The organism is Bartonella sp. B1099 (assembly GCF_944801835.1).
Lineage (GTDB): Bacteria > Pseudomonadota > Alphaproteobacteria > Rhizobiales > Rhizobiaceae > Bartonella.
Window position 1 is genome coordinate 237733 of sequence record NZ_CALYLN010000001.1, and the last position, 21120, is coordinate 258852.

Sequence of the window (21120 nt, forward strand, 5' to 3'; positions counted from 1 at the left end):
ATGAAAGACTTAACATCTTGAGTCTTACAATAAAACCAATCACAATCTTGCCTCCCATAAACTTGTAAAAGTGTTCAAAATAAAAGGCTCTCATGCATTGTATTCCAAGATATCTGTGAGTTCAAAAAATGAAACGAAAACTAACTTTTGTTATGATCCTAACAATCGCGCTTTCCGGCTGTGCCTCTTTGAGTGGTCCCAAAAAACCACCACGCTGTAATGGCAAACAGACACGTGCTTTAAATAAAGATAAGTGGAATTGGGACAATAAAAACGTTGCCTACCCAGAAAAGGCTGTAAAGCCTGTTACCACACCTATCATTCTCAATACTTTGGAAAGTGAAAAAGCAACAGCCAACTTAGCAATTCACCCAGCTTTATTAAAGCCGGCTATTCATGAAGCACGATCTGACAAAACTGTGGAGGTTCCGCATGAAAAGTGATGCCCTTGAAGAATATATAAAAGAAGCCCGCTCATTTGATATTGATCGCATGCATGGCATGCGTATACGGATGAAAATTTCCATGGCTTTAACAGTGCTTTTTGGATTGATGACGATTGCACTGGCTTTGGCTGTCGCAGCTTTAACGCCTTTGAAAACGGTAGAGCCTTTTGTTATCCGCGTTGATAACTCAACAGGCATCATCGATACTGTAAGCGCCCTAAAAGACTCTCCTAATGACTATGATGAAGCGATAACGCGTTATTTTGCCAGCCAATATGTTCGTGCACGTGAAGGTTTTCAAGCCTCAGAAGCAGAAAACAATTTTCGCTTAGTCTCTCTTTTATCTTCTCCAAAAGAACAAAACCGTTTTGCAACATGGTACGCAGGCAATAATCCAGAAAGTCCGCAAAATATTTATCATAACATGATTGCAACGGTCACAATCAAATCAATCTCTTTTATAAGCAAAGATCTTATTCAAGTTCGTTACTATAAAACGGTCAGAGACTTTAATGAAAAAGAAAATATTTCCCATTGGGTTTCAATCTTAAATTTTTCTTACGTAAACGCACATATTTCAACGTCTGATCGTCTCATCAACCCACTTGGTTTTCAAGTATCGGAATATAGATCTGATCCAGAGGTGATAAAATGATCAGACTTTTACAAATAATCTTTTTAATTTTTACGATCACTCAAGGCTTTCACACAGTTTTCTCATTTGCGGAAACAGCGCCTGTCAGTGCCCGTAAAGACAACCGCATCAGATTTGTCAATTATGACCCCTACAACGTCGTACAAATCATTGGCTCCATTCGCTCTTCCGTTCAGCTGGAATTTGCCGATGATGAAGAAGTAACCTATGTAGGAATTGGCAATTCGGTTGCTTGGCAAGTTGCGCCAGCTGGCCATTTTGTTTTTCTCAAACCGCGTGAAATCCAACCTGTAACCAATTTACAAATCGTCACAAGCCGCCAAGATGGAATACAACGCTCTTATCAATTTGAGCTGCAAATCCGTGAAGGCGATGTTTCAGCCGGCAATGAAACCTATTTCTTGGTCAAGTTTCGTTATCCAGAAGATGAAGCCTTGCGTAAGAAGTTAGCCGAAGCAGCAAAAGCCGCACAACGTGAAGAAAATTATGTCAATGATATTTTAAATATCCATGAAGATTTTGGCCCCCGCAATTGGGCTTATGAAGCCCAAGGTTCATCCCTCATTGAACCTGCTTCTGTCTATGACAATGGGAAAACAACCACCTTTACCTTTTTAGGCAATGTTGAAATCCCCACCATTTACCTTGTAACGCCTGATGGGCAAGAAGCTCTTATTCCTAAATCAATCAAAGGCAACAAGGTTATTGTTCATGCGACAGCGGCACAATTCACGCTACGGCGTGGAAATGAAGTATTGTGCATCTTTAATAAAAGGTTCGTCCCAGAAGGAATTAACCCTGAAACAGGAACAACATCACCATCTGTACAACGTAAAGTGAACATAGGAAACAGCCATGAATAATACCGTGGATGAAAAAAACATTAATGATCGCGATACCATAAAAAATGCTCAAGGAAAAAGTCAACAAAGCAATGTAGGCAAAGCCATTGCTCTTATTATTCTTTTCAGTGTCTGTCTTTATTTAGCCTATTCCACACTTGTCACAGACAAAAAACAACCAACAGAGAAAAAACAATCGATTGAGTCTTTAAAAGAAGGAAAAGTTATCAAACAAACAGAACTTTTCCGTCCTGCAAAGCCTACCCCTTCTTCCCCTGAACAGGCGCACCGAAAGAACGCTTTGTTACCCAAAGTCGAGCTCCCAACACCCAACATCAATCAATTAAATTCTGATGATCCTCTGTTGGAAGCTGCACAACGTGCTCCCGTATTAGCTTATACGAATGCACAACAAGGCAAAACAGATTCACAAACCAATAACAGCGCTTTGCCTCACCAACTAGAAAGCAAGCCTGATGAAACAACACAACGCTTTAATCATCTTCTCAAACCCACGGTTCTTGAAGGGATTCGTGCTTCAACCCTTGGCAATCGAAATTATATCATCACAATGGGAACTTCTATCCCTTGTATCTTAGAAACAGCCATCAATAGCGATCAACAAGGTTTTGCCAGTTGTATCATCTCCAGAGATATTTTATCCGACAATGGTCGTGTTGTGCTTCTTGATAAAGGTACTCAAATTGTTGGTGAATATCGCGCTGGATTGAAAAAAGGCCAAAAACGTCTCTTTGTGTTATGGAATAGAGCAAAAACCCCCAATGGTATCATTATATCCTTAGCTTCACCGGCAACAGACAGTTTAGGACGCTCTGGAATTGATGGTGATATTGATAATCATTGGTTAGAGAGGATTGGCTCTGCACTTCTTGTATCCCTGATAAAAGATGTAACAAGCTATACCAATAAACGTTTATCAAAAAAACAAGAAAAAGAAGAGACTGAAACAATCTCTTCCGGACAGAACATCGCAAATATTATTGTCGAAAATTACGCCAATATTCCTCCAACCTTATCTAAAAATCAAGGAGAAATAGTGAATGTTTTTGTTGCCCGCGATTTAGATTTTTCTGGCGTTTATAAACTGAACGTCATCGAAAACAAAAAACAGATTATCAATCGAGCTGTTTCAAAAAACTTTTACAAAAATTCTGCGATACCTTTAGAATGAACCAAACCTTACACACCATGAGCGATGAAACCGTCGCGATTGTTCTAACAAAACTTGAACCGATCAGTGTTTTTTTGAAAGATGAGAGTCTTTTCGAAATTGTGATCAATCGTCCCTATCAAGTAATGACGGAAGGGATTGATGGATGGAAAACAATAGAAGCACCGGCTCTCTCTTTTAATGAGCTTATGGGGATCGCGAAAGTTGTCGCGTCCTATTCCAAGCAAAATATATCAGATAAGAATCCAATATTATCCGCGACTCTGCCAGGTAATGAGCGCATTCAAATTGTCATTCCACCAGCTGTCGAAAAAGACACGATTAGTATGACCATTCGTAAACCATCATCACAGAGTTTTTCTCTCGAAGAACTAGCGAATAAAGGTCTTTTTTCACACTGTGAGCAGGTTTCTTTCACACCATTGAATGATTATCATTCTCGTTTTAATGAACTCAAAGTCATTGAGTATAACTTAGCCAATGCCTACTGCGATAAAGACTTTGTTTCCTTTTTAAATCAAGCTGTAAAATGCCAAAAAAATATTTTGATTGCGGGAAAAACCGGTTCGGGGAAAACAACATTATCAAAAGCATTAATCGCCAAAATTCCTCAAGACGAGCGTATTATCACCATTGAAGACACCCAAGAATTAGTAATCCCACACCCTAATCATGTCTCGATGATCTATTCAAAAGATGGACAAGGCTTAGCTTCTGTTGGCCCCAAGGAATTGCTTGAATCATCTTTACGAATGCGTCCTGATCGTATTCTTTTGCAGGAACTTCGAGATGGTACAGCCTTTTATTATATCCGCAATGTCAATTCGGGCCACCCAGGTTCCATTACGACGGTCCATGCCTCAACAGCCCTTGCTGCCTTTGAGCAAATGACCCTTTTAGTCAAAGAAAGTGAAGGAGGGGGTGATTTAGAGCGTGATGATATTCGCGGTTTATTGATTTCAATGATTGATATCATCATCCAATGCAAACGGGTTGAAGGGAAATTTAAGGTCACAGAAATTTATTATGATCCCTTCAAACAACGGAACATCTTTGGCGGGGACTAGAATAAGATCACATCGGTTGAAGGCTCTTTTAAAGCAACGATTGAACATACATCGCCCATAAAAGGAAAAAGGAAAAATGCATGAAAAGCAAAACAACAGGAAACAAAGAAAACCTTTTATCGATGACAGCGGAAGAATTAAAACAACGCCGCCAAGCCGTTGATGCCGCCATCAACACCCATACAATAGAAGGGATAAAGCTTCATTCCACAACGCTAAAAATTTTAGAAGAATACGCAAGGGGAAATATTTCACTCGAAGAATTTAATACGCTTATGGAAAACGCGCCACTATAAGGAGATTAACCATGCCCAAAGCAAAAGCAAAAACAAAAAATATAAACACCCCTTCTCCCCATAATTATCTCTATCCTAAAACTGTTACGTTAAAAAATAAATATGGCACAAAGGACCTTGATACTTTTTTGAAAAAATGTTCGCATGACACAGCAAAGGCGATGATTAATCTGCGCGAAGAGTCCTTACCAGAAAAGTTCGATAGCACCTATCTATGCCATATTCATAAAAAATTGTTTAGCAACACATTTGAGTGGGCTGGTTTGACTCGGAATATCCCCGTTACATTTTCAGATGGCACCACAGCCGTCATGCCCGAAATGAAAAGAACAGGCTGGGAAAATGCTTTTGCAATCGGAGATGAGATCCAAGAAGGTTTACAACAATTAGATCAAACGCTTGCCGAAAAAAACAATTTGCAAGGCTTATCGCGCGAAGAATTTAATTCTGAAGCAATAAACTTATTTAACACTCTCAACCAAATCCACCCATTCAGAGAAGGCAATGGACGCACACAACGGGCATTTTTTGAAAATCTCGCTCAAGCCGCAGGCCATCAACTTGAATTTTCGCTTGTCACAAAAGAACGCATGCTTCTTGCCAGTGTTGCAGTAGCAGAAAAGGGTGATCTAGAACCGATGCAACACCTGTTTGAAGATATTTCCAATCCAGAAAAGGCATGTCTTTTAAAAGAATTCATGGATAACATGAAAAACAGCGGACGCAACGTGAATGATCGTCCTGTTATGGTTGTAAAAGAAGGTGAAACTTACACGGGCATGTATAGAGGTGCTGGCCTTAACAGCTTTGCCTTCAATGTGAAAGGAGCTTACATCATCGGAAATAAAGAACATCTCACACCAGAACAACTCAAAACATTAAAACCCGGTGATAGATTTACCTTCACCGTTCCACAAACACAAGAGTTAAAAGGCATTCTCATTCCTGAAGAGAAATTAGCCCCTTTGACAAAAAGTGAAAAGGCTGAAAGGGTTGCAGAAGATGCCTGTGTTCAAACAGCACGAAACCAAATTCATCAGTTGGCAAAAATTGTTTATGGCAACGCAAAAACATTAGACAAACAAATGGTCGAGATTATTAAAAAACCAAGCTTAGGTCAACAGCTTGCCAACCAGATTGAAAAGGCACCAGACTCTGTTGCTCATCTTGCAGGTTTTGATTTATGTGGGCTCCAAAATCAAGCACGTGCAAACGCTAAAAACCATGTTGATCTCCTCTGTACTGCTGTTGCAAATTTCGCTCATGCTGTAAAACATGCGGAGAAGGAAATTACTCAAGAACATACGGCAGAACAAAAGCGCTGTGCAAAAACAGTAGAAATGCCAAGTAAAAGCTTGCAAGATCTTTTTGCCTTGCCAAAAGAATTACAGCAAGAAGCTTTAGCAAAAAATCCTGGACTTCAAAAAGAGCTGACCAATCTTGTAAAAAACATCAATAGTCGTCTTTCCGCAACTGAACATAAAGCTGTCAAAAATAATAATTATGAAACATTGGCTCAAAGCATTGGTGTCTCAGAAAATAAAGCCAAGCAAATTACACAAACCATTAAGCAAGTCCAAGAAGCACACCAACAAACTTGCACGCGTACAATCAACCGTTCAAATGTGCTCGCTATGGCCAGCTAAGAATGGATAAAACCTTCCTCTTTCATGAAAAGAGCGCATAAACGAAAACGAGTTAGCGTTATCTTGCGCCTTTGCAAAAAAGAGTATTGCACCCCTGAAAAAAGAGCATTTCACAGCATATTCTAAAAAGAATTGAAAGTAATATACAATGAAATATACCAAGACACAAATGGTCCTTATTTTAACCCCTATTGCTTTAGGTGCTTTAACGATATTTCTTGTCCCTCATTTTTTGTTGCTGTTAACAAATGGCCTTAAGAGCGATCAAATGTATTGGACCCTTCGTTCAGAGCCTTTATTAGTCTTAGCACTAACAGCTGCTGTTTCATTGTTGTATAGTCTCTCGCAAAAACTGCATTTGCGTAAAATCATCACTTTTGTTTCCTTGGTCTTTTTTGGCACCATTGCTCTTTACTATGTTGGGGGTGAACTAAAACGTTTAAGTCCCTATGTTGGCCAACAAGGAATAACGTGGAGCTATGCGCTTCAATTCATGGATCCCATGGTTATCTTTGGCATCATCATTGGTGTTTTTTTTTCCATCATTCAATTCATCACAACCTCTCCCCCTAAAAATAGGGTCAAGCGTGCCAAAAAAGGTGTTTTTGGGGATGCCGCATGGATGAATTTAAATGAAGCAGCAAAAATCTTTCCTGCCAATGGGCAAATTGTTGTGGGAGAAAGATACCGTGTTGATCAAGATAATGTGTGCAAAATTCCCTTTGCCCCTGGCAATAAAACAACATGGGGCAAGGGTGGAACAGCCCCTTTGCTCACCTTTAATCTCGATTTTGGTTCAACCCATATGATTTTTTTTGCTGGTTCTGGTGGTTATAAAACCACAAGTACAGTAGTTCCTACGTGTTTAACCTATCCAGGCTCTATTATTTGTCTTGATCCTTCAACAGAAGTTGCCCCAATGGTCAAATTTGCGCGTCAAAAAATGGGCAATAGAAATGTTATTGTTCTCGATCCTAATTCACTTTTAACAAAAAATTTTAATGTTATCGATTGGCTTTTAGATGACAGCGTCCCACGCACACAACGTGAAGCGAATATTGTAAGCTTTTCCAAACTGCTTCTTACAGATAAAAAATCCGACAATTCTTCAGCGGAATATTTCTCGACACAAGCCCATAATCTTTTAACGGCTCTTCTTGCTCATGTTATATTTTCTGATGAATATGAGGACGATGAGCGCAATTTAAAAACATTGCGTGGCATTCTCTCACAATCAGAAACAGCGGTTGTCAATCAATTACGCATGATTCAAGAAACCACCCCTTCTCCTTTTATTCGCGAAATGGTGGGGATTTTTACAGAAATGGCAGAACAAACCTTTTCAGGCGTTTATACAACCGCCTCAAAAGATACCCAATGGCTTTCTTTGTCCAATTACGCAAATCTTGTCTGCGGCGATGATTTTTCCTCCTCAGATATCACAGATGGCAATACAGATGTTTTTCTCAATCTCCCCGCCAGCATTTTAAACAGTTATCCAGCAATCGGACGTGTGATTATTGGTGCCTTTCTCAATGCCATGGTCACAGCAGATGGTAAGTATAAAAAGCGTGTTTTATTTGTCTTAGATGAAGTTGATCTTTTAGGCTATATGAATATTTTAGAAGAAGCACGTGATCGTGGACGAAAATACGGAACATCCTTGATGCTCTTTTATCAATCTTCTGGTCAGTTGGTCAATCACTTTGGAGAAGCAGGAGCACGTTCATGGTTTGAAAGCTGCTCCTTTGTCAGCTATGCTGCCATTAAAGACCTTCAAACAGCGAAAGACATTTCAGAACGCTGTGGTCAAATGACCGTTGAAGTCACCGGAACGAACAAATCAAGAGGTTTATCTTTAGGAAAGAGTTCTTACAACATCAATTACCAACAAAGAGCTCTTATTTTACCCCACGAAGTTATTCAAGAAATGCGTCAAGATGAACAAATTATTCTTATGCAAGGGCAACCCCCTCTGCGATGTGGTCGTGCCATCTATTTCAGAAGAAAAGAAATGCTAGCCGCAGCGGCAAAAAACCGCTTTGCCCCACAAAAGAAAAACTAACCTTCATCAATGAGATACTGAAAGAAAAATAACAACAAAAAGTATACATTGCTGTTTTTTTTAAAGCCTACGAACAAAAAAACTCCCCGCTACCATACAAGAAAAACAGGGTCAAAAAGCCCGTGATTTTTCTTTTTTATATTTTCCCCTTTCTATTTTGCGTATCATTTTACCAGCGCCCATGATCTTTAAATTTTTATAAAAAACGCCCATCCCCCAACCAAGAGCAATACCCAAAACACCCCAAAATCCAAGGTTTGATCCGCAATATTTTAGCGCTAGCAAAGTGTGTAATGGTCCCCGCTTCTTTATGAAACGTAAAAAATAAAGCTTAAAAATGGAAGCACTCAACAGATTTTACACACTTTATGGAGGCTTTCCCGTTGTACCCTTCACGAGCCACCATTGCTAAATGGATAAATGATTTCTCTTTAAAACAAACTTGAGAAGATGCACCACAATGGTGTTCTATTTTACGTAAAGGACGTACCTTCCATGAAAGAACATAATAAACAAAAGATTTCCCTTTGAGACAAGAGCTCTCCCCCCACAATAAGCATTGATTTTTTCCTAAAAACATTCAGGAGATACACCAAAATGAATAAATCATTCTTATAGAAGCTTCCCCCCCCTTTACGATATCATAATGTGTTCTATTTTAACAACTAAGCGCTGAAAAAGCACCTTTCTTTCTCACCACAGAAAGTTTTTTCCCTCTTATGGATCTTAAAGGAGCACAATACAATAAGAGTAACAAGACCAAGTAAAAAACATTTTGTTTTAAATATAGACCAACAAGATGTTCACAGAGACCAAGAAGAAAAATATTATGGAGTAAAATTCTTGATGACTGCTTTTATTCATAAACTTCCCAATCTAAGTGCTGTATATGAAAAGTCTCAAAGCCATCCGATCACCAAGAGCAATTCTCTCCGCCATATCCGCGTCCTTCATCAAAGCGCTTTTGCAAACAACTTTACTAAAAGCAAAACAGCAAAAATCTTAAACAATATTTTTCTTTTTAGCTTCTTTCCCTTACCTCAAAGAGGGAAGAGTACTTTCTCTCATAACACTCAAAATCTCAAAAGAATACGCGATGGGGGACTTTCAACATGACCCGCGTTTAAGGGCGCGTATCAATTACTACTTTCTCAGGAGAGACGATATGTTAGAGCAAAATTACCTCTATAAAGGAACTTCAACACTCAAAAATAAATATGGCATCAAAAACCCCCAAAAACTGTATGAACGCAGCGCCCATGACAGCGCAAAAGAGGCTGTTAATTTTCGTCATGCCCCCCCACCCCAACAGTTTGATACCGCGTATCTCAAATTAATCCACTGGAGCTTGTTCTACAAAACTTTTGAATGGGCAGGTCAGACCCGCGATACATCCTTTAAATTTGAAGATGGCACCTCCGCCCATATGCCAGCGATGCGCCCCAAAGGCTATGAAGTTCCTTTTGCCATCGGTCCACAGATAAAAAAAGAGCTCAAACAACTGGAAAGAACACTGAGAGAGAAGAACAATTTACAAGGCTTATCACGCCAAGAGTTTGCTGAAAGTGCCGCTGAAGTTTTTATGGCGCTCGAGCACGCACACCCTTTCCGAAAAGGCAATGGACGCGTCAATCGAATGTTTATGGAAAAACTTGGACAAGCAGCAGGCCATACCATTGACTTTTCGTTCATCACAAAAGGACGCATGACAGCAGCTTGTATTGAAGCCATGCAATATGGCAATCCTCAACCGATGAAAGATCTTTTTGAAGATGTTACCCATCCGCAAAAATCTCTTGTTTTAAAAGAATTTATCTCTCAAATGCGAGAAGCTAAACTGGATGAAATTAACAATCGCGTTGTTGTTGCAGCAAAAGAAGGTGTTTCCTATGACGGCATCTTTAGAGGCACTTCAGCAGAAGGTTTTGTCATGGAAGTCGGAGGGGGATTCGTCGTGGGCCACAAAGATGATCTTCCCCCAGAACAAATCAAAACGTTACAGAACGGCGACCGCCTCTGCTTTCAAAAAACCAACGTTCAAAGTGTAAAAGAAACCCTCATTCCACAAGAAACCTTAGCTCCTCTCACAAACGACGAGTTATTTGCAAGAGTTTCAAATGACACTTATGTTGAAGCAAGCCGAAAAGAGGTCGAAGACCTATCAAGGATTGTTTATGGTAAAGCCCAAGCCTTAAAGACAAAACTAGATATCATAACGGCAGCTCCAAACTTAGGAAATCAATTTGCTGATGAAATTTTAGAAAACCCTCAATCCGTTTCTAAACTTTCAGGGAGAAAAATCCTTGATATGAAAAGTCCAAGTTGCAGACATGCCGAACAGACCGTTCCACAACTCAGCCAAGCTCTTAAAAATTATGGTGCCATAACAAAACAAACAAAAGATGAAGTTTTAAAACAACACCAAAGAGAACAAAAACGCCTAAGCCACATAATTGAAAAACCTGGAAAAAATTTACAAAACCTTTTTGCCTTACCAGAAGAACGACAAAGGGAAGCTTTATTGCATTCTCCTGCACTCCGACAAGAACTCCATACCTTTTCACGCCAATTACACAATCGTCTCTCCTCAGAAGATCGTAAAGCCATACAAGAAAAAGATCATCCAAGATTGGCTTGCCTCCTTGGAACATCGGAAAGCAAAGCCAAAGAAATTGCACAGGCTGTCAAGAACACCAAAGACGTCCAATGTCAAGCCCGCAGCTTGAAAGTTAGCCGTTCCTCATCACTGGCTCTGACTGGCTAAAAGATGCTATCTTTTGTCTTCCAACGGAAATCTTGACGCCAACCCTCATCGTGATTACGCTCACGAATTGTTTTAGAATATTACAAAAAATAGTCCCCAAAATGAATCCTGTAATTTATTATAACTTATTGATAAAATTTCACAAAAAAACTGTATTAAAGACATAAATCTCCATTAAACTAGGGGCGAATAGCGCGAAATCTTTGGAAAGCATTCAATTTGATATCTTCATTTGCTTTAGATTTATCAAAAAAGTGGGGAATGCACCAAAGAGGTTTTCTAAAAATATTGAAAGGAAACAGCCATGAAAAAAAGCCACCCACACCAAGAATCTCAAACCCCAGAAACCCAGAAGCCAGAGCCTCTCTACGCGACAGTGAATAAAAACAGAGGAAGAGGAAGTCCGCGCACCCCAAGCCCAGAAGACTTACAAGCAGCAAATAGAAGTCAACCAACCCTCCAAGAAGATTCCCCCTACAACACACCAAGAACGGAAGCAGCTGGATATGATACCTCCCCTTCTCAACGACCACAAGAAACTGTCTATGCCCCCCAAAATCCACTGGGAGGAACGATCTATGCACCCCAATACCCATTAGGATCCACCCATGCAGCCGTTGGAAGGGGATCGCGTACCCCCTCCCCCGACAAACTCGTAGATCCCTATGCAGTCGTTAATCTAGCGACGGGTGAAACAGAGTTCCAAGAACGAAGAAACCCCCTCTATGACTCACCAAGCGGAAGCAATCAAGATCTGCGCCATCCCCCAAGACCAGAAGAACATCTCTATGCAGAAATTGATCCGAGAACAGAAGTCAGACGCGCTCCCTATAAACCAGTAGAATCTGTCTATGCAACACTAGGCATGGGCGCTGAAGGTGGACAAGAATCCCAGAAACGGGAAAATCCCCTCTACGAAGGCGTTGGCAGAGCAACAACGCCCCCTCCCAGAACCCAAAAAGATGTGGTTATGACAAAGCTCTTACAACACACAGACTTTCAATATGGTATAAGAGAAACCCAAGAGTGGTGTACAGTTGTTTATGGTAATCCACATGCCTTGAATCAGCAACTTTCTGAGATTCTTGAAAATCCTAAAGGGGCAGAAAAAGTCTTATGGAACCTTGCAGCCAATCCTGAAAGTGTTGGTAGGCTTGCAGGAAGCAAAGTCCTTGGTATAAAAAGCCCTGACCGCAAAGAGGCTGAAGACGGTTTTCGCCACCTTTGCTCAGCTCTTGAAAGACATATAGATAAGACAAAAAGGCTCCACAAAGACTTTACACGTGATCTGGAAAGAGGTCAAAAACACGAAAGCCCAGAAAGAAGCCCTGAACACAGACGTCACCATCACCACCATCGTCACGCCAGAGGGCAAGAACAAAATAGTCCAGAACACAGCCCACAACGACAAAGAAAAACAGAGATTAAAGGAATGGCTCATGCCATGTAAGAGGGTATCAACATAAAAACAGATCAATTTTTGTTTTTCATATCATCTCTTTTTCAGTGAAATTCTTGGCGCAAATTGTTTTATAGCGGTTGCGCCAAGAGTTGTTTTAGAATAGTACAAAAAATAGTCCTAAAAATGAACGCTGTATTTTATTGTAACTTATTGATAAGATTTCATAAAAAAACTGTATAAAAGACACAAAGGTCCGTTACACTGATCTCGAATAGCGCGAAATCTTTGGAGGTCATTCAGTTGGATATCTTCCTTTGTATAAAGGTTATCAAAACTAAAAGTGGGGAATGCACCAAAGAGGTTTTCTAAAAATATTGAAAGGAAACAGGCATGAAAAAACATCATCCACACCCTTCTGCAAATCCAGAAGCCCTCTATGCAACCGTGAATAAACAAAACAGAGGAAACCAGCGCAGTCCAATCCCTGAAGAGGAAATTATATACGCGTCCGTGAGCAGCGTTGATCCTTCAAGAGCTGGACGTCATCAACAAAGACTATCAGAATCTGAAACAGACTATACAACGGTTGCTCCTCCAAGACGCGAAGAGGAAGTTTTATACGCATCCGTAAGCAGCGTTTCTCCTTCAAGGGCTGGACGTCATCAACAACGACTATCAGAATCTGAAACCGATTACACAGAGGTTTCCCCACAACAAAGAGGAAGAGCTCCCCTTACAGCTGACAAAATGACTGTACAGCTTTTAAAAAATCCACAGGTGCAAGCCTATGCGGAAGAGGTCGTGTATTGGAGTAAAATTGTTTATGGACAAGACAATATTTTACAGCAACACTTGCAAGATATCCTTACAAATCCCAGTAAAGGAAAAGAACTGTCAGATCAACTTGCTGAAAATCCTGAGACTATTCATAAACTCGCTGGCCGCTCCGCACTTGGCATGAGAACTCAAACACGCAAACAAGCTGAAGAGGGTTTTAGACACCTCGTTAACGCCATTGATGGTTATACACAGGCTGTAGGAGAGACAAGAGAGAGGCTTTTGCAAACCCCTCATGCGGAACAAAGACGCCATCAAGAACATACTCAGAAAGGTGAAAGCCATCATCATCGTCATCATCACACAAGAGGACAAGAACAAAATAGTCCAGAGCACAGCCCTCACAGACAAAGGCATGGAATGGCTTATGCCATGTAAAGGGGCATAAACATCAAAACAGATCAATTTTTGTTTTTTATTTAATCTTTTTTTCAGAGAGTTTTTTGGCGCAAAGCATCTTATTACGATTGCGCCAAGAATTGTTTTACAATGGTACAAAAAATAGTCCTAAAACGGTCCTAAAAATGACCCCTGTTATTTATTGTAACTTATTGATAATATTTCACAAAAAAACTGTATAAAAGACATAAATATCCGTTACTCTGATCTCGAATAGCGCAGGTCTTTGGAGCGCATATCAGTTCGATATCTTCCTTTGTCTCAAAGTGATCAAGCATAAAGAATGAGTATGCCCCAAAGAGGTTTTCTAAAACAATTTTTGAAAGGAAACGTGCATGAAAAAAGATCACCCTCACCCTTTTCCATCCTCTTCAATACAAGAACTGATAAGGCTCTATGAACAAGCAGCAGCAGAGGTCTCAGGCACTGCCCCCCTTCCTAAAGAAACGCCTTCAAAAAGCAAAAGACTATCAACGATACCGGAACAAGATGAGGGAAGGCTCTCTCTTTTAGAAGAAGAAACGATTGTGCAGACAAGTGCACAGGCATCTGTTAGAATGACGCATTCAACAACGCCTCTTTCAAGCACGCGCGCGACCCAAAGACCGCAAGAAGCTGAAACAACACGCACAACAGCTGCTCCACAGGTTGCCCAAGGAGCAGCAAGAATTCTCTCAGAGGAAGAAATCTCTCGATTACTTCCCAACCATTCATTGGTTAAAACCTATCAAGAAGAAATCGAGCGTTTATCCGCAAGAGCCTATGGCAACCCCAACATTTTGCAAGAGAAAATGCAGGAAATTCAAAGAAACCCTCAAGCGGGAGAAGAGCTCTCATGGCGCATGACAGCCCATCCTGAAAGCATTGCTAAACTTTCCGGCAAAAGCATTTTGGGCTTAAAAAATCAAGCACGCAGACAAGCAGAAGAGAGTTTTTCCGCCCTCTGTGTCACCGTTGATTGTTATACAGAAGCCGTAAGACAGGCAAGAGAGAGCCTCTCACAATCTCCAGAGCAAGAACTCAAAAACTATCAACGCCTCATGGGAAAAGAGGCTGTCGATAAACTGCTGAAAAAACCGAGTCATTCTGAAAAGAAAAAAGAAAGTCTTTCAGAAGCAGAGATGTCCACCCAAATTCATCAAAATTCAAAAGTCAAAAGACACCATGCGCAAATCCAATATTGGAGCAAAGTTGTTTTTGGCGACGCAAACACTTTGCAATCACAAGTAGAAGAGCTTTTCCAAAACCCTGAAACAATAGAACAGCTCGCACAGCAACTTGCCGGAGCCCCTCAATCTTTTCAGAAATACGCTGGTCGTAATTTTTGTGGCTTTAGAAATCGAGCACGCATCCATGCTGAAGCGGGTCTTTCTCACCTCATTGATGCCGTTGACAATTATGCAACAGCTGTCACACAGGTAAGAGAGAGTCTTTTACAAACCGAGCAAGCAAAACAAGAACGCCCTGAAGCATCTGAAAGAAGGCAAAGCTTGCAGCAACAACAAGGCGTCTCACAGTCTGCTCAACGCCTTGAGGCTTCAATAATAACGCATGAAGGAGCAACGACCTCTACCCAGCAACGAGAAAGAGAAACAGATTTGCGTCCTCGCAAAACTACCGCCCCAAAAGCGATGGCTTTTGCCAGCTAAGCAGACATAAGTTTTTACATTGAATCCAACATCTTGGCGCAACACAGGATAGAGTTACTTTGCGCCAAGAAAGAGAGAGCGTTGAAACCGGTTCATTCCCCATCACTTAAATCTAAGCTATTGATAAAACAGACTTTATCCAAAAAGCAAAATCTCATCAAACCGTTCAGTTTCATATCCTCTCTCATACACCCCAAGTGAAAAAGCATAAAACAGAATAAACACCAACGCATATTCTTAAATAGTATTGAGAAGCAATATTGGAAGAGTTTGAAAGGACCATGCATGAAAAAAAGAACCCCCTCCCCTTTTATCACCGAAATGATGGAAAAATTTCAACAACAGGCTGAACAATCCCCTACCAGAACCCCCCCTCCCCAAGTTTCTCCCAAACCGCAAAAACCATCTGTACAAAAACACCCAGAAAATCTGTCCTCCTCCTCAAAGGTTGCGCCACCGCCCCCCCCACGCGGAAGAGAAAAAACATCAAGCGATACAAAAATCCAAAAGCCTGAAACCCAAGAGACGCCTCCTCTACAGGAAAAAGTAGCGCCGCCAAAACCCCCACGTGCAAAAGAGAGACAACAACACAGCCCACAAGTTGAATCCTCGCCCTCCCCGCAAAAAAAAGTGGCGCCCCCCCCTCCTCCACGCGGAAGAGACAAAACACCAATAGACACAAAAATCCAAAATCCTGAAACCCTCGAGCGCCTCTCCGCACCCATAAAAACCGCGCCACAAAGACCACCGCGTGCAAAAGATAGAATTCAGCACAAAGCAACAGCTCCAGAGAGCGCCCCCCTCTATGCAAGGCTTCCTTCACAAACGCCCTCACGCATGAGAGAAAACACGCAAACCAGCACAAAAAACCAAGAGATGCCTCCTCTACAAACAAAAATGGCACCGCCAAAACCCCCACGTGTAAAAGACAAAACCCCAACCGGCGCAAAAATCCAAAAACCTGAAACCCTTGAACGCCCCTCCGCGCCCATAAAAGCAGCGCCACAAAGACCACCACGTGCAAAAGATAGAATTCAGCACAAAGCAACAACTCCAGAGAGCGCTCCCCTCTATGCAACGCCTCCTTCACAAACGTCCGCATACATGAAAAACAGAGTTCAAACCGGCGCAAAAATCCAAAATCCTGAACCCCTCGCCCCAAGTGTTAGACCCAAAACATTACAGCATAGAACAGTCAGGCAGCAAAGCAGTTCATCATCACAAGATAGTGAAATATATGCAATCCCTCGTTCAAGAAAATCGCATCGAAGAGGAGACAGACAAAAAAGCGACGCTGTCGTGCAAAAAACGGGCTCTCAACAAACAGCAAGTGAACCACCAAAACCGTCTCAGAAACAAAAAGCCTCTATTAATACAATGGAAAAAGAGCTCTTGCTCATAGCATATCAAGAAGAAATACGATTTTTGTGCGAAAAGGTTTATGGTGATCGGCTTATTTTAGAACAAAGAATAGAAAAAATCAAAGAAAACCCCGCTATGGGAGAACAGCTCTTATGGGATATGCAAAAAAAACCTCTGTCTATTTCTAACCTTGCGGGTAAAAAAGTTCTTGGCATAAAAAATGGAGCACGCAAACAAGCTGAAGAAACGCTCCCTAATCTGTGTGAAGCCATTAACGGTTTTGTATATACCTCAAAATATATACAAGAGAATATTTCACAGAGTCCTCACGGGGAACAACGACAGCAGCAACACGCGCAACAGGAAGAAGCAATCACTCAACACACACAAAATCCATTCAATTCAGAAAAGAAAATCCAGCCTCTGTCAAATCAGGAAATTGCCCGCAGAGTACAACAAGATCCATCGGTTCAATATGGTCAAAGAGAAGTCCAATATTGGTGTCAAATTGTCTATAAAAATCCATTTATTTTACAATATCAAATGGAAGATATGCACAAAATTCCAGATATGGGAGAAGAACTTGTCTTTCAAATTAAAAAGGATTCGACATTTTTTGCTCCGCTTGCTGGTAGAAAAGTCCTTGGCATAAAAAACGGAGCACGCAAAGCCGCTGAAGAAAATCTTCCTACCCTTTGTACCGCCATTCAGGATTATGCTGATACGATAAAGCAATTAAGAGAAACCATTGTGCAACACCATCAGATAGAACAACAACAACGCCATCAACCGCTTACCGATCTCGATAAACAATTGCAAAAGCAGCAAAGCCTATCGCACCCCCCGCAGCTACCTGAGCGCTCAACAACAAAGCGACGTCAAGAGCTTTCTGAAACATCGAGACAAGAAGAGCGCCCCCCTATTCAACCACGCAGAAGTGAAGCATCAAAAGCCATGGCTATGTCGTGATAGTCTCATCACCTTTGGCTTTTCATACAAAATTTTGGTGCAATTATATTGCCAAAATTGCACCAAGGATAGCGTATAACCTACAGAAAAATTTGAATAAACTCTCCTATGCCAATTTGAAAAGATCATTCATCCCTTTCATTGCCTATGGTACTCTTGCTTGTAGGGCTAAAAACAGGCAAGACGCTGTTGAAAAATTACGTCTTGCCGTCCTCTGTTTATAGAATCTCTGAAACGGGAAGGTATCTTCATTTAGGAGAACATAAAGCTATAAAACTGTAAAAGTGAAAACCCATCACACGGCTTTGCCATCACCGTTGAGCTCAACCTGACAAGCTTTTAAAAGCCTCAAAAGCCCTCTATCTTTTTCAAAAATGAAAATGGCGCATCACTTCACGCTTTTATTTGCGTGTCCCTAAAATAGGGGTACGCCTCTCATGGAATAAAACACAGCGCCATTGGAGTACACGCTTCACGAACATCACTCCCCTAGAGAGAAATGATCATTCTATATCCTTAAATTGTGATGACATTACTCCCATATTCCAATTTGAAAAAGAAATTTTAATGATTTTATGGCAACAATAAAAATTGTAAGGCAACAATAAAACAAGGAGCATGTTAAAAGTCTTCACGCAACCATTGTTGACAGAAAGACAAACACCGTCGTAAAACGCTGCACAAATATATTCTTGTATGGGAATACAGATCAGATTTTTACGATTTAAAACGGCTTATTTTTCCTGTCACCGCTTCTCTTTTACCACGAACCTGATAGATCTTTATGACATTAATTAAAAAAATTGCAACAGTTGCTTCCGGGACCCTTATGAGCCGTATTTTTGGCTTCATCCGTGAAATGCTTATGGCAGCAGCACTAGGGACGGGTCCTGTTTCTGATGCCTTCAATGCTGCTTTTCGTTTTCCCAATACATTCCGCCGTTTTTTTGCTGAAGGTGCCTTTAATGCTGCTTTCATTCCTCTTTTTGCTAAAAAAATCACTGAAGATGGTCAAGAATCTGCCTGCAAATTCGCAGAAGAAGTCTTTGGTGTTCTCTTTTCGCTGCTTTTACTGTTAACGATTGCGATGGAACTGAGTATGCCTTTTTTGGTCCGAACCATTATTGCTCCAGGCTTTAGTGAAGACGCAACAAAATTTAATGCCACCATTCATTTTACTGCGATCATGTTTCCTTACTTAACCTGCATGTCGCTCGCTGCGATGATGGGGGGCATGCTCAATGCTCTGCGCCGCTATTTTATTGCCGCCGTTGCGCCGCTCTTTTTAAATATTATTCTGATTAGTGTTCTCGCCTATGCTTGGATCTATCAACTTGACGCTTGGCACATTGGCTTAAATCTCTCTTGGGGTGTGTTGGCGGCAGGACTTCTTCAACTTGTCCTAATTGCTGTTGCTTTACGTCAAAGTGGCATGAAATTTTTTTTCCGTCGTCCCCATTTAACCCCTAATGTTTGCAAGCTCTTAACCTTGGCATTTCCCGCAGCCATCACGGGTGGTATCACACAAATTAATTTGCTCATCAATACCAACATTGCTTCTAGTCAATCGGGAGCTGTCTCTTCCTTGATGTATGCTGATCGGCTTTATCAATTGCCTCTAGGCGTGATTGCCATTGCCGTTGCAACCGTTCTTTTACCAGAATTAACCCGCGCGTTGCGGAGCAAAAATCAGGAAGAAACCCACCATTTGCAAAACCGCTCTATTGAATTAACACTCCTGTTAACGCTTCCAGCATCCATCGCTTTTTTGCTGCTGTCCACCCCCATTGTTAGTTTACTCTTTGAACGTGGACAATTTACCGATCAATCAACACAGCATGTTGCACAGTTATTGGGACTTTATGGACTAGGACTTCCAGCTTTTGTACTCATCAAGGTCTTTATTCCTAATTTCTTTGCCCATGAAGATACCAAAACACCGATGATTTTTACGGGCATTTGTGTTTTCATCAATATCAGCCTCGCTTTAACATTATTTCCTTATTTTTCCGCACGCGGCATTGTTATTGCGGAAATTACTTCTGGATGGGTCAATACCTTACTGCTTTGGGGTGTTCTCATCAAACGGGGGTATTGGAAATACGACGCCCAACTGATCAAGCGAATATTATGCCTCATGATCGCTTCCCTTTTGAGTGCACTCGCCCTCTATTACGGATTACATGTATTTGGATTTTTATCTTTTCCTTTATCCTCAAAAGCCTCCTTTTTCTTGCGTTTCAGCACCTTGGCAGGGATCATGCTGGGCATATTCCTGCTCTATTTTAGTGCCTATTTTTTATCCAACCCCCGTTCCTTTTTTCACACGCTTAAGAATTTGAAAAAACGTCCATAATCTCTATACTTTGTCAAAAATAATAAAACGAATAACCTTAAATTAGAAAGCGCACTCCTATGGATACCTTCACTCCCCTTGTTTTTTCCGGCGTACAACCGAGTGGTCACTTACATCTTGGCAATTATCTTGGAGCCCTTCAAAATTGGGTTGAACTACAAAACGCTTATCACTGCCTTTATTGTGTTGTGGATATGCATGCGCTCACCGTCAACCCAGCCCCCCTTATTTTACGCGAATCCACCAGAACAGTGACAGCCGCCTTTCTAGCCGCCGGTATTGATCCCCAAAAACACATTATTTTCAACCAATCACGTGTTTTTCAACATGCTGAACTCGCCTGGATTTTGAATTGTGTTGCCCGTATCGGCTGGCTTCAACGCATGACACAATTTAAAGATAAAGCAGGAAAAGATCGCGAAAAAGCATCCCTTGGGCTTTTTGCCTATCCCACATTGATGGCGGCTGATATTTTAGTCTATCGTGCAACGCATGTTCCGGTAGGGGAAGATCAAAAACAGCATGTTGAACTCACACGCGATATTGCACAAAAGTTTAACAATGATTATGCACACCGTATTGCTGACTTAAATTTTGGCATTTCTATGCCAACGGATGAAGAAAAAAGACCAAGCTTTTTTCCCCTCCCTGAAGCGCTGATTGGAACAACAGCCACACGCGTTATGTCTTTGCGTGATGGGACAAAAAAAATGTCAAAATCAGATCCTTCAGATTTCTCACGCATTAATTTGACCGACGATGCAGATCTTATTGCCCAAAAAATACGCAAAGCCAAAACGGATTCCGCGCCTCTCCCAGATTCTCTTGACGCTTTAACAGAACGACCAGAAGTGGATAACCTGCTTGGTATTTATGCCGCCTTTGCCAAAGTTAGTAAAGAAAAGGTCCTTTTAGAGTTTTCTGGTCATCAATTTTCACATTTTAAAACAGCGCTAGCCGACCTTGCCGTCCATAAGCTTGCCCCTATAACAGAAGAATTACGTCGTCTTCATCAAGAAAGCGATTATATTGACTCTGTTTTGCATGATGGCGCAGAACGTGCTAGTATGCTCGCAGAAGAAAATATGAAAAAAATTCGTGAAATTGTTGGATTTTTGCATAATACATAAAAACAATAAACTTAAAAAACTGTAGAGAGCAAAAAAATCGTTT

General features: G+C 41.1%; 15 protein-coding genes. All 15 read left to right on the forward strand.

Annotation, left to right across the window (positions count from 1 at the left end; translation table 11 throughout):
* Positions 1-128 precede the first annotated feature (128 nt).
* The 15 genes from NNJ73_RS00990 to trpS all read left to right on the forward strand — a co-directional run bounded on the left by NNJ73_RS00990 (position 129) and on the right by trpS (position 21077).
* Positions 129-443, forward strand: a complete 315-nt coding sequence (locus NNJ73_RS00990; protein ID WP_254474541.1) for a type IV secretion system protein VirB7 — start codon at positions 129-131, stop codon at positions 441-443.
* Positions 397-1101, forward strand: coding sequence for a virB8 family protein (locus NNJ73_RS00995; RefSeq protein ID WP_254492313.1), 705 nt, complete (start codon positions 397-399; stop codon positions 1099-1101). Before NNJ73_RS00990 ends, NNJ73_RS00995 begins: the two co-directional genes overlap by 47 nt.
* Positions 1098-1964, forward strand: a complete 867-nt coding sequence (virB9, locus tag NNJ73_RS01000; protein ID WP_254492314.1) for a P-type conjugative transfer protein VirB9 — start codon at positions 1098-1100, stop codon at positions 1962-1964. The genes NNJ73_RS00995 and virB9 overlap by 4 nt, the downstream gene beginning before the upstream one ends.
* A complete protein-coding gene (gene virB10, locus NNJ73_RS01005) occupies positions 1957-3135 on the forward strand; it encodes a type IV secretion system protein VirB10 (protein ID WP_254492315.1) in 1179 nt (392 codons plus the stop codon). The genes virB9 and virB10 overlap by 8 nt, the downstream gene beginning before the upstream one ends.
* Complete coding sequence (virB11, locus tag NNJ73_RS01010) at positions 3132-4202, forward strand: P-type DNA transfer ATPase VirB11 (protein ID WP_254492316.1); 1071 nt, start codon at positions 3132-3134, stop codon at positions 4200-4202. Before virB10 ends, virB11 begins: the two co-directional genes overlap by 4 nt.
* Before the next feature lie 80 nt (positions 4203-4282).
* Entirely contained in the window at positions 4283-4498 is a 216-nt protein-coding gene (locus tag NNJ73_RS01015; RefSeq protein ID WP_254492317.1) for an antitoxin VbhA family protein, read from the forward strand.
* 11 nt (positions 4499-4509) lie between these two features.
* Positions 4510-6144, forward strand: coding sequence for a BID domain-containing T4SS effector (locus NNJ73_RS01020; protein WP_254492318.1), 1635 nt, complete (start codon positions 4510-4512; stop codon positions 6142-6144).
* A gap of 148 nt (positions 6145-6292) precedes the next feature.
* The gene (traG, locus tag NNJ73_RS01025) at positions 6293-8209 is read left to right on the forward strand and encodes a Ti-type conjugative transfer system protein TraG (protein WP_254492319.1); all 1917 of its coding nucleotides are present in this window, start codon (positions 6293-6295) and stop codon (positions 8207-8209) included.
* 1165 nt (positions 8210-9374) lie between these two features.
* Positions 9375-10973: a BID domain-containing T4SS effector gene (locus NNJ73_RS01030; RefSeq protein WP_254492320.1), complete on the forward strand. Its 1599-nt coding sequence runs from the start codon at positions 9375-9377 to the stop codon at positions 10971-10973.
* 304 nt (positions 10974-11277) lie between these two features.
* Positions 11278-12423, forward strand: coding sequence for a BID domain-containing T4SS effector (locus NNJ73_RS01035; RefSeq protein ID WP_254492321.1), 1146 nt, complete (start codon positions 11278-11280; stop codon positions 12421-12423).
* A 342-nt stretch (positions 12424-12765) separates the two neighbouring features.
* Positions 12766-13590, forward strand: a complete 825-nt coding sequence (locus tag NNJ73_RS01040) for a BID domain-containing T4SS effector (protein ID WP_254492322.1) — start codon at positions 12766-12768, stop codon at positions 13588-13590.
* Between the two features lie 356 nt (positions 13591-13946).
* The gene (locus NNJ73_RS01045) at positions 13947-15260 is read left to right on the forward strand and encodes a BID domain-containing T4SS effector (RefSeq protein WP_254492323.1); all 1314 of its coding nucleotides are present in this window, start codon (positions 13947-13949) and stop codon (positions 15258-15260) included.
* Between the two features lie 285 nt (positions 15261-15545).
* On the forward strand, positions 15546-17591 hold the full coding sequence (locus NNJ73_RS01050; RefSeq protein ID WP_254492324.1) for a BID domain-containing T4SS effector: 2046 nt from the start codon (positions 15546-15548) through the stop codon (positions 17589-17591).
* Between the two features lie 784 nt (positions 17592-18375).
* Positions 18376-19947: a murein biosynthesis integral membrane protein MurJ gene (murJ, locus tag NNJ73_RS01055; protein ID WP_254492325.1), complete on the forward strand. Its 1572-nt coding sequence runs from the start codon at positions 18376-18378 to the stop codon at positions 19945-19947.
* A gap of 59 nt (positions 19948-20006) precedes the next feature.
* On the forward strand, positions 20007-21077 hold the full coding sequence (gene trpS / locus NNJ73_RS01060; RefSeq protein WP_254492326.1) for a tryptophan--tRNA ligase: 1071 nt from the start codon (positions 20007-20009) through the stop codon (positions 21075-21077).
* Positions 21078-21120 lie beyond the last annotated feature (43 nt).

Bases quoted from the DNA above. Each gene is read 5' to 3' on its own strand.
- NNJ73_RS01020 (WP_254492318.1), top strand. From the start codon at position 4,510: ATGCCCAAAGCAAAAGCAAAAACAAAAAATATAAACACCCCTTCTCCC.
- NNJ73_RS01035 (WP_254492321.1), top strand. From the start codon at position 11,278: ATGAAAAAAAGCCACCCACACCAAGAATCTCAAACCCCAGAAACCCAG.
- NNJ73_RS01050 (WP_254492324.1), top strand. From the start codon at position 15,546: ATGAAAAAAAGAACCCCCTCCCCTTTTATCACCGAAATGATGGAAAAA.
- trpS (WP_254492326.1), top strand. From the start codon at position 20,007: ATGGATACCTTCACTCCCCTTGTTTTTTCCGGCGTACAACCGAGTGGT.
- virB11 (WP_254492316.1), top strand. From the start codon at position 3,132: ATGAACCAAACCTTACACACCATGAGCGATGAAACCGTCGCGATTGTT.
- NNJ73_RS01015 (WP_254492317.1), top strand. From the start codon at position 4,283: ATGAAAAGCAAAACAACAGGAAACAAAGAAAACCTTTTATCGATGACA.
- murJ (WP_254492325.1), top strand. From the start codon at position 18,376: ATGACATTAATTAAAAAAATTGCAACAGTTGCTTCCGGGACCCTTATG.
- NNJ73_RS00990 (WP_254474541.1), top strand. From the start codon at position 129: ATGAAACGAAAACTAACTTTTGTTATGATCCTAACAATCGCGCTTTCC.
- NNJ73_RS01040 (WP_254492322.1), top strand. From the start codon at position 12,766: ATGAAAAAACATCATCCACACCCTTCTGCAAATCCAGAAGCCCTCTAT.
- NNJ73_RS01030 (WP_254492320.1), top strand. From the start codon at position 9,375: ATGTTAGAGCAAAATTACCTCTATAAAGGAACTTCAACACTCAAAAAT.
- NNJ73_RS00995 (WP_254492313.1), top strand. From the start codon at position 397: ATGAAGCACGATCTGACAAAACTGTGGAGGTTCCGCATGAAAAGTGAT.
- virB9 (WP_254492314.1), top strand. From the start codon at position 1,098: ATGATCAGACTTTTACAAATAATCTTTTTAATTTTTACGATCACTCAA.
- NNJ73_RS01045 (WP_254492323.1), top strand. From the start codon at position 13,947: ATGAAAAAAGATCACCCTCACCCTTTTCCATCCTCTTCAATACAAGAA.
- traG (WP_254492319.1), top strand. From the start codon at position 6,293: ATGAAATATACCAAGACACAAATGGTCCTTATTTTAACCCCTATTGCT.
- virB10 (WP_254492315.1), top strand. From the start codon at position 1,957: ATGAATAATACCGTGGATGAAAAAAACATTAATGATCGCGATACCATA.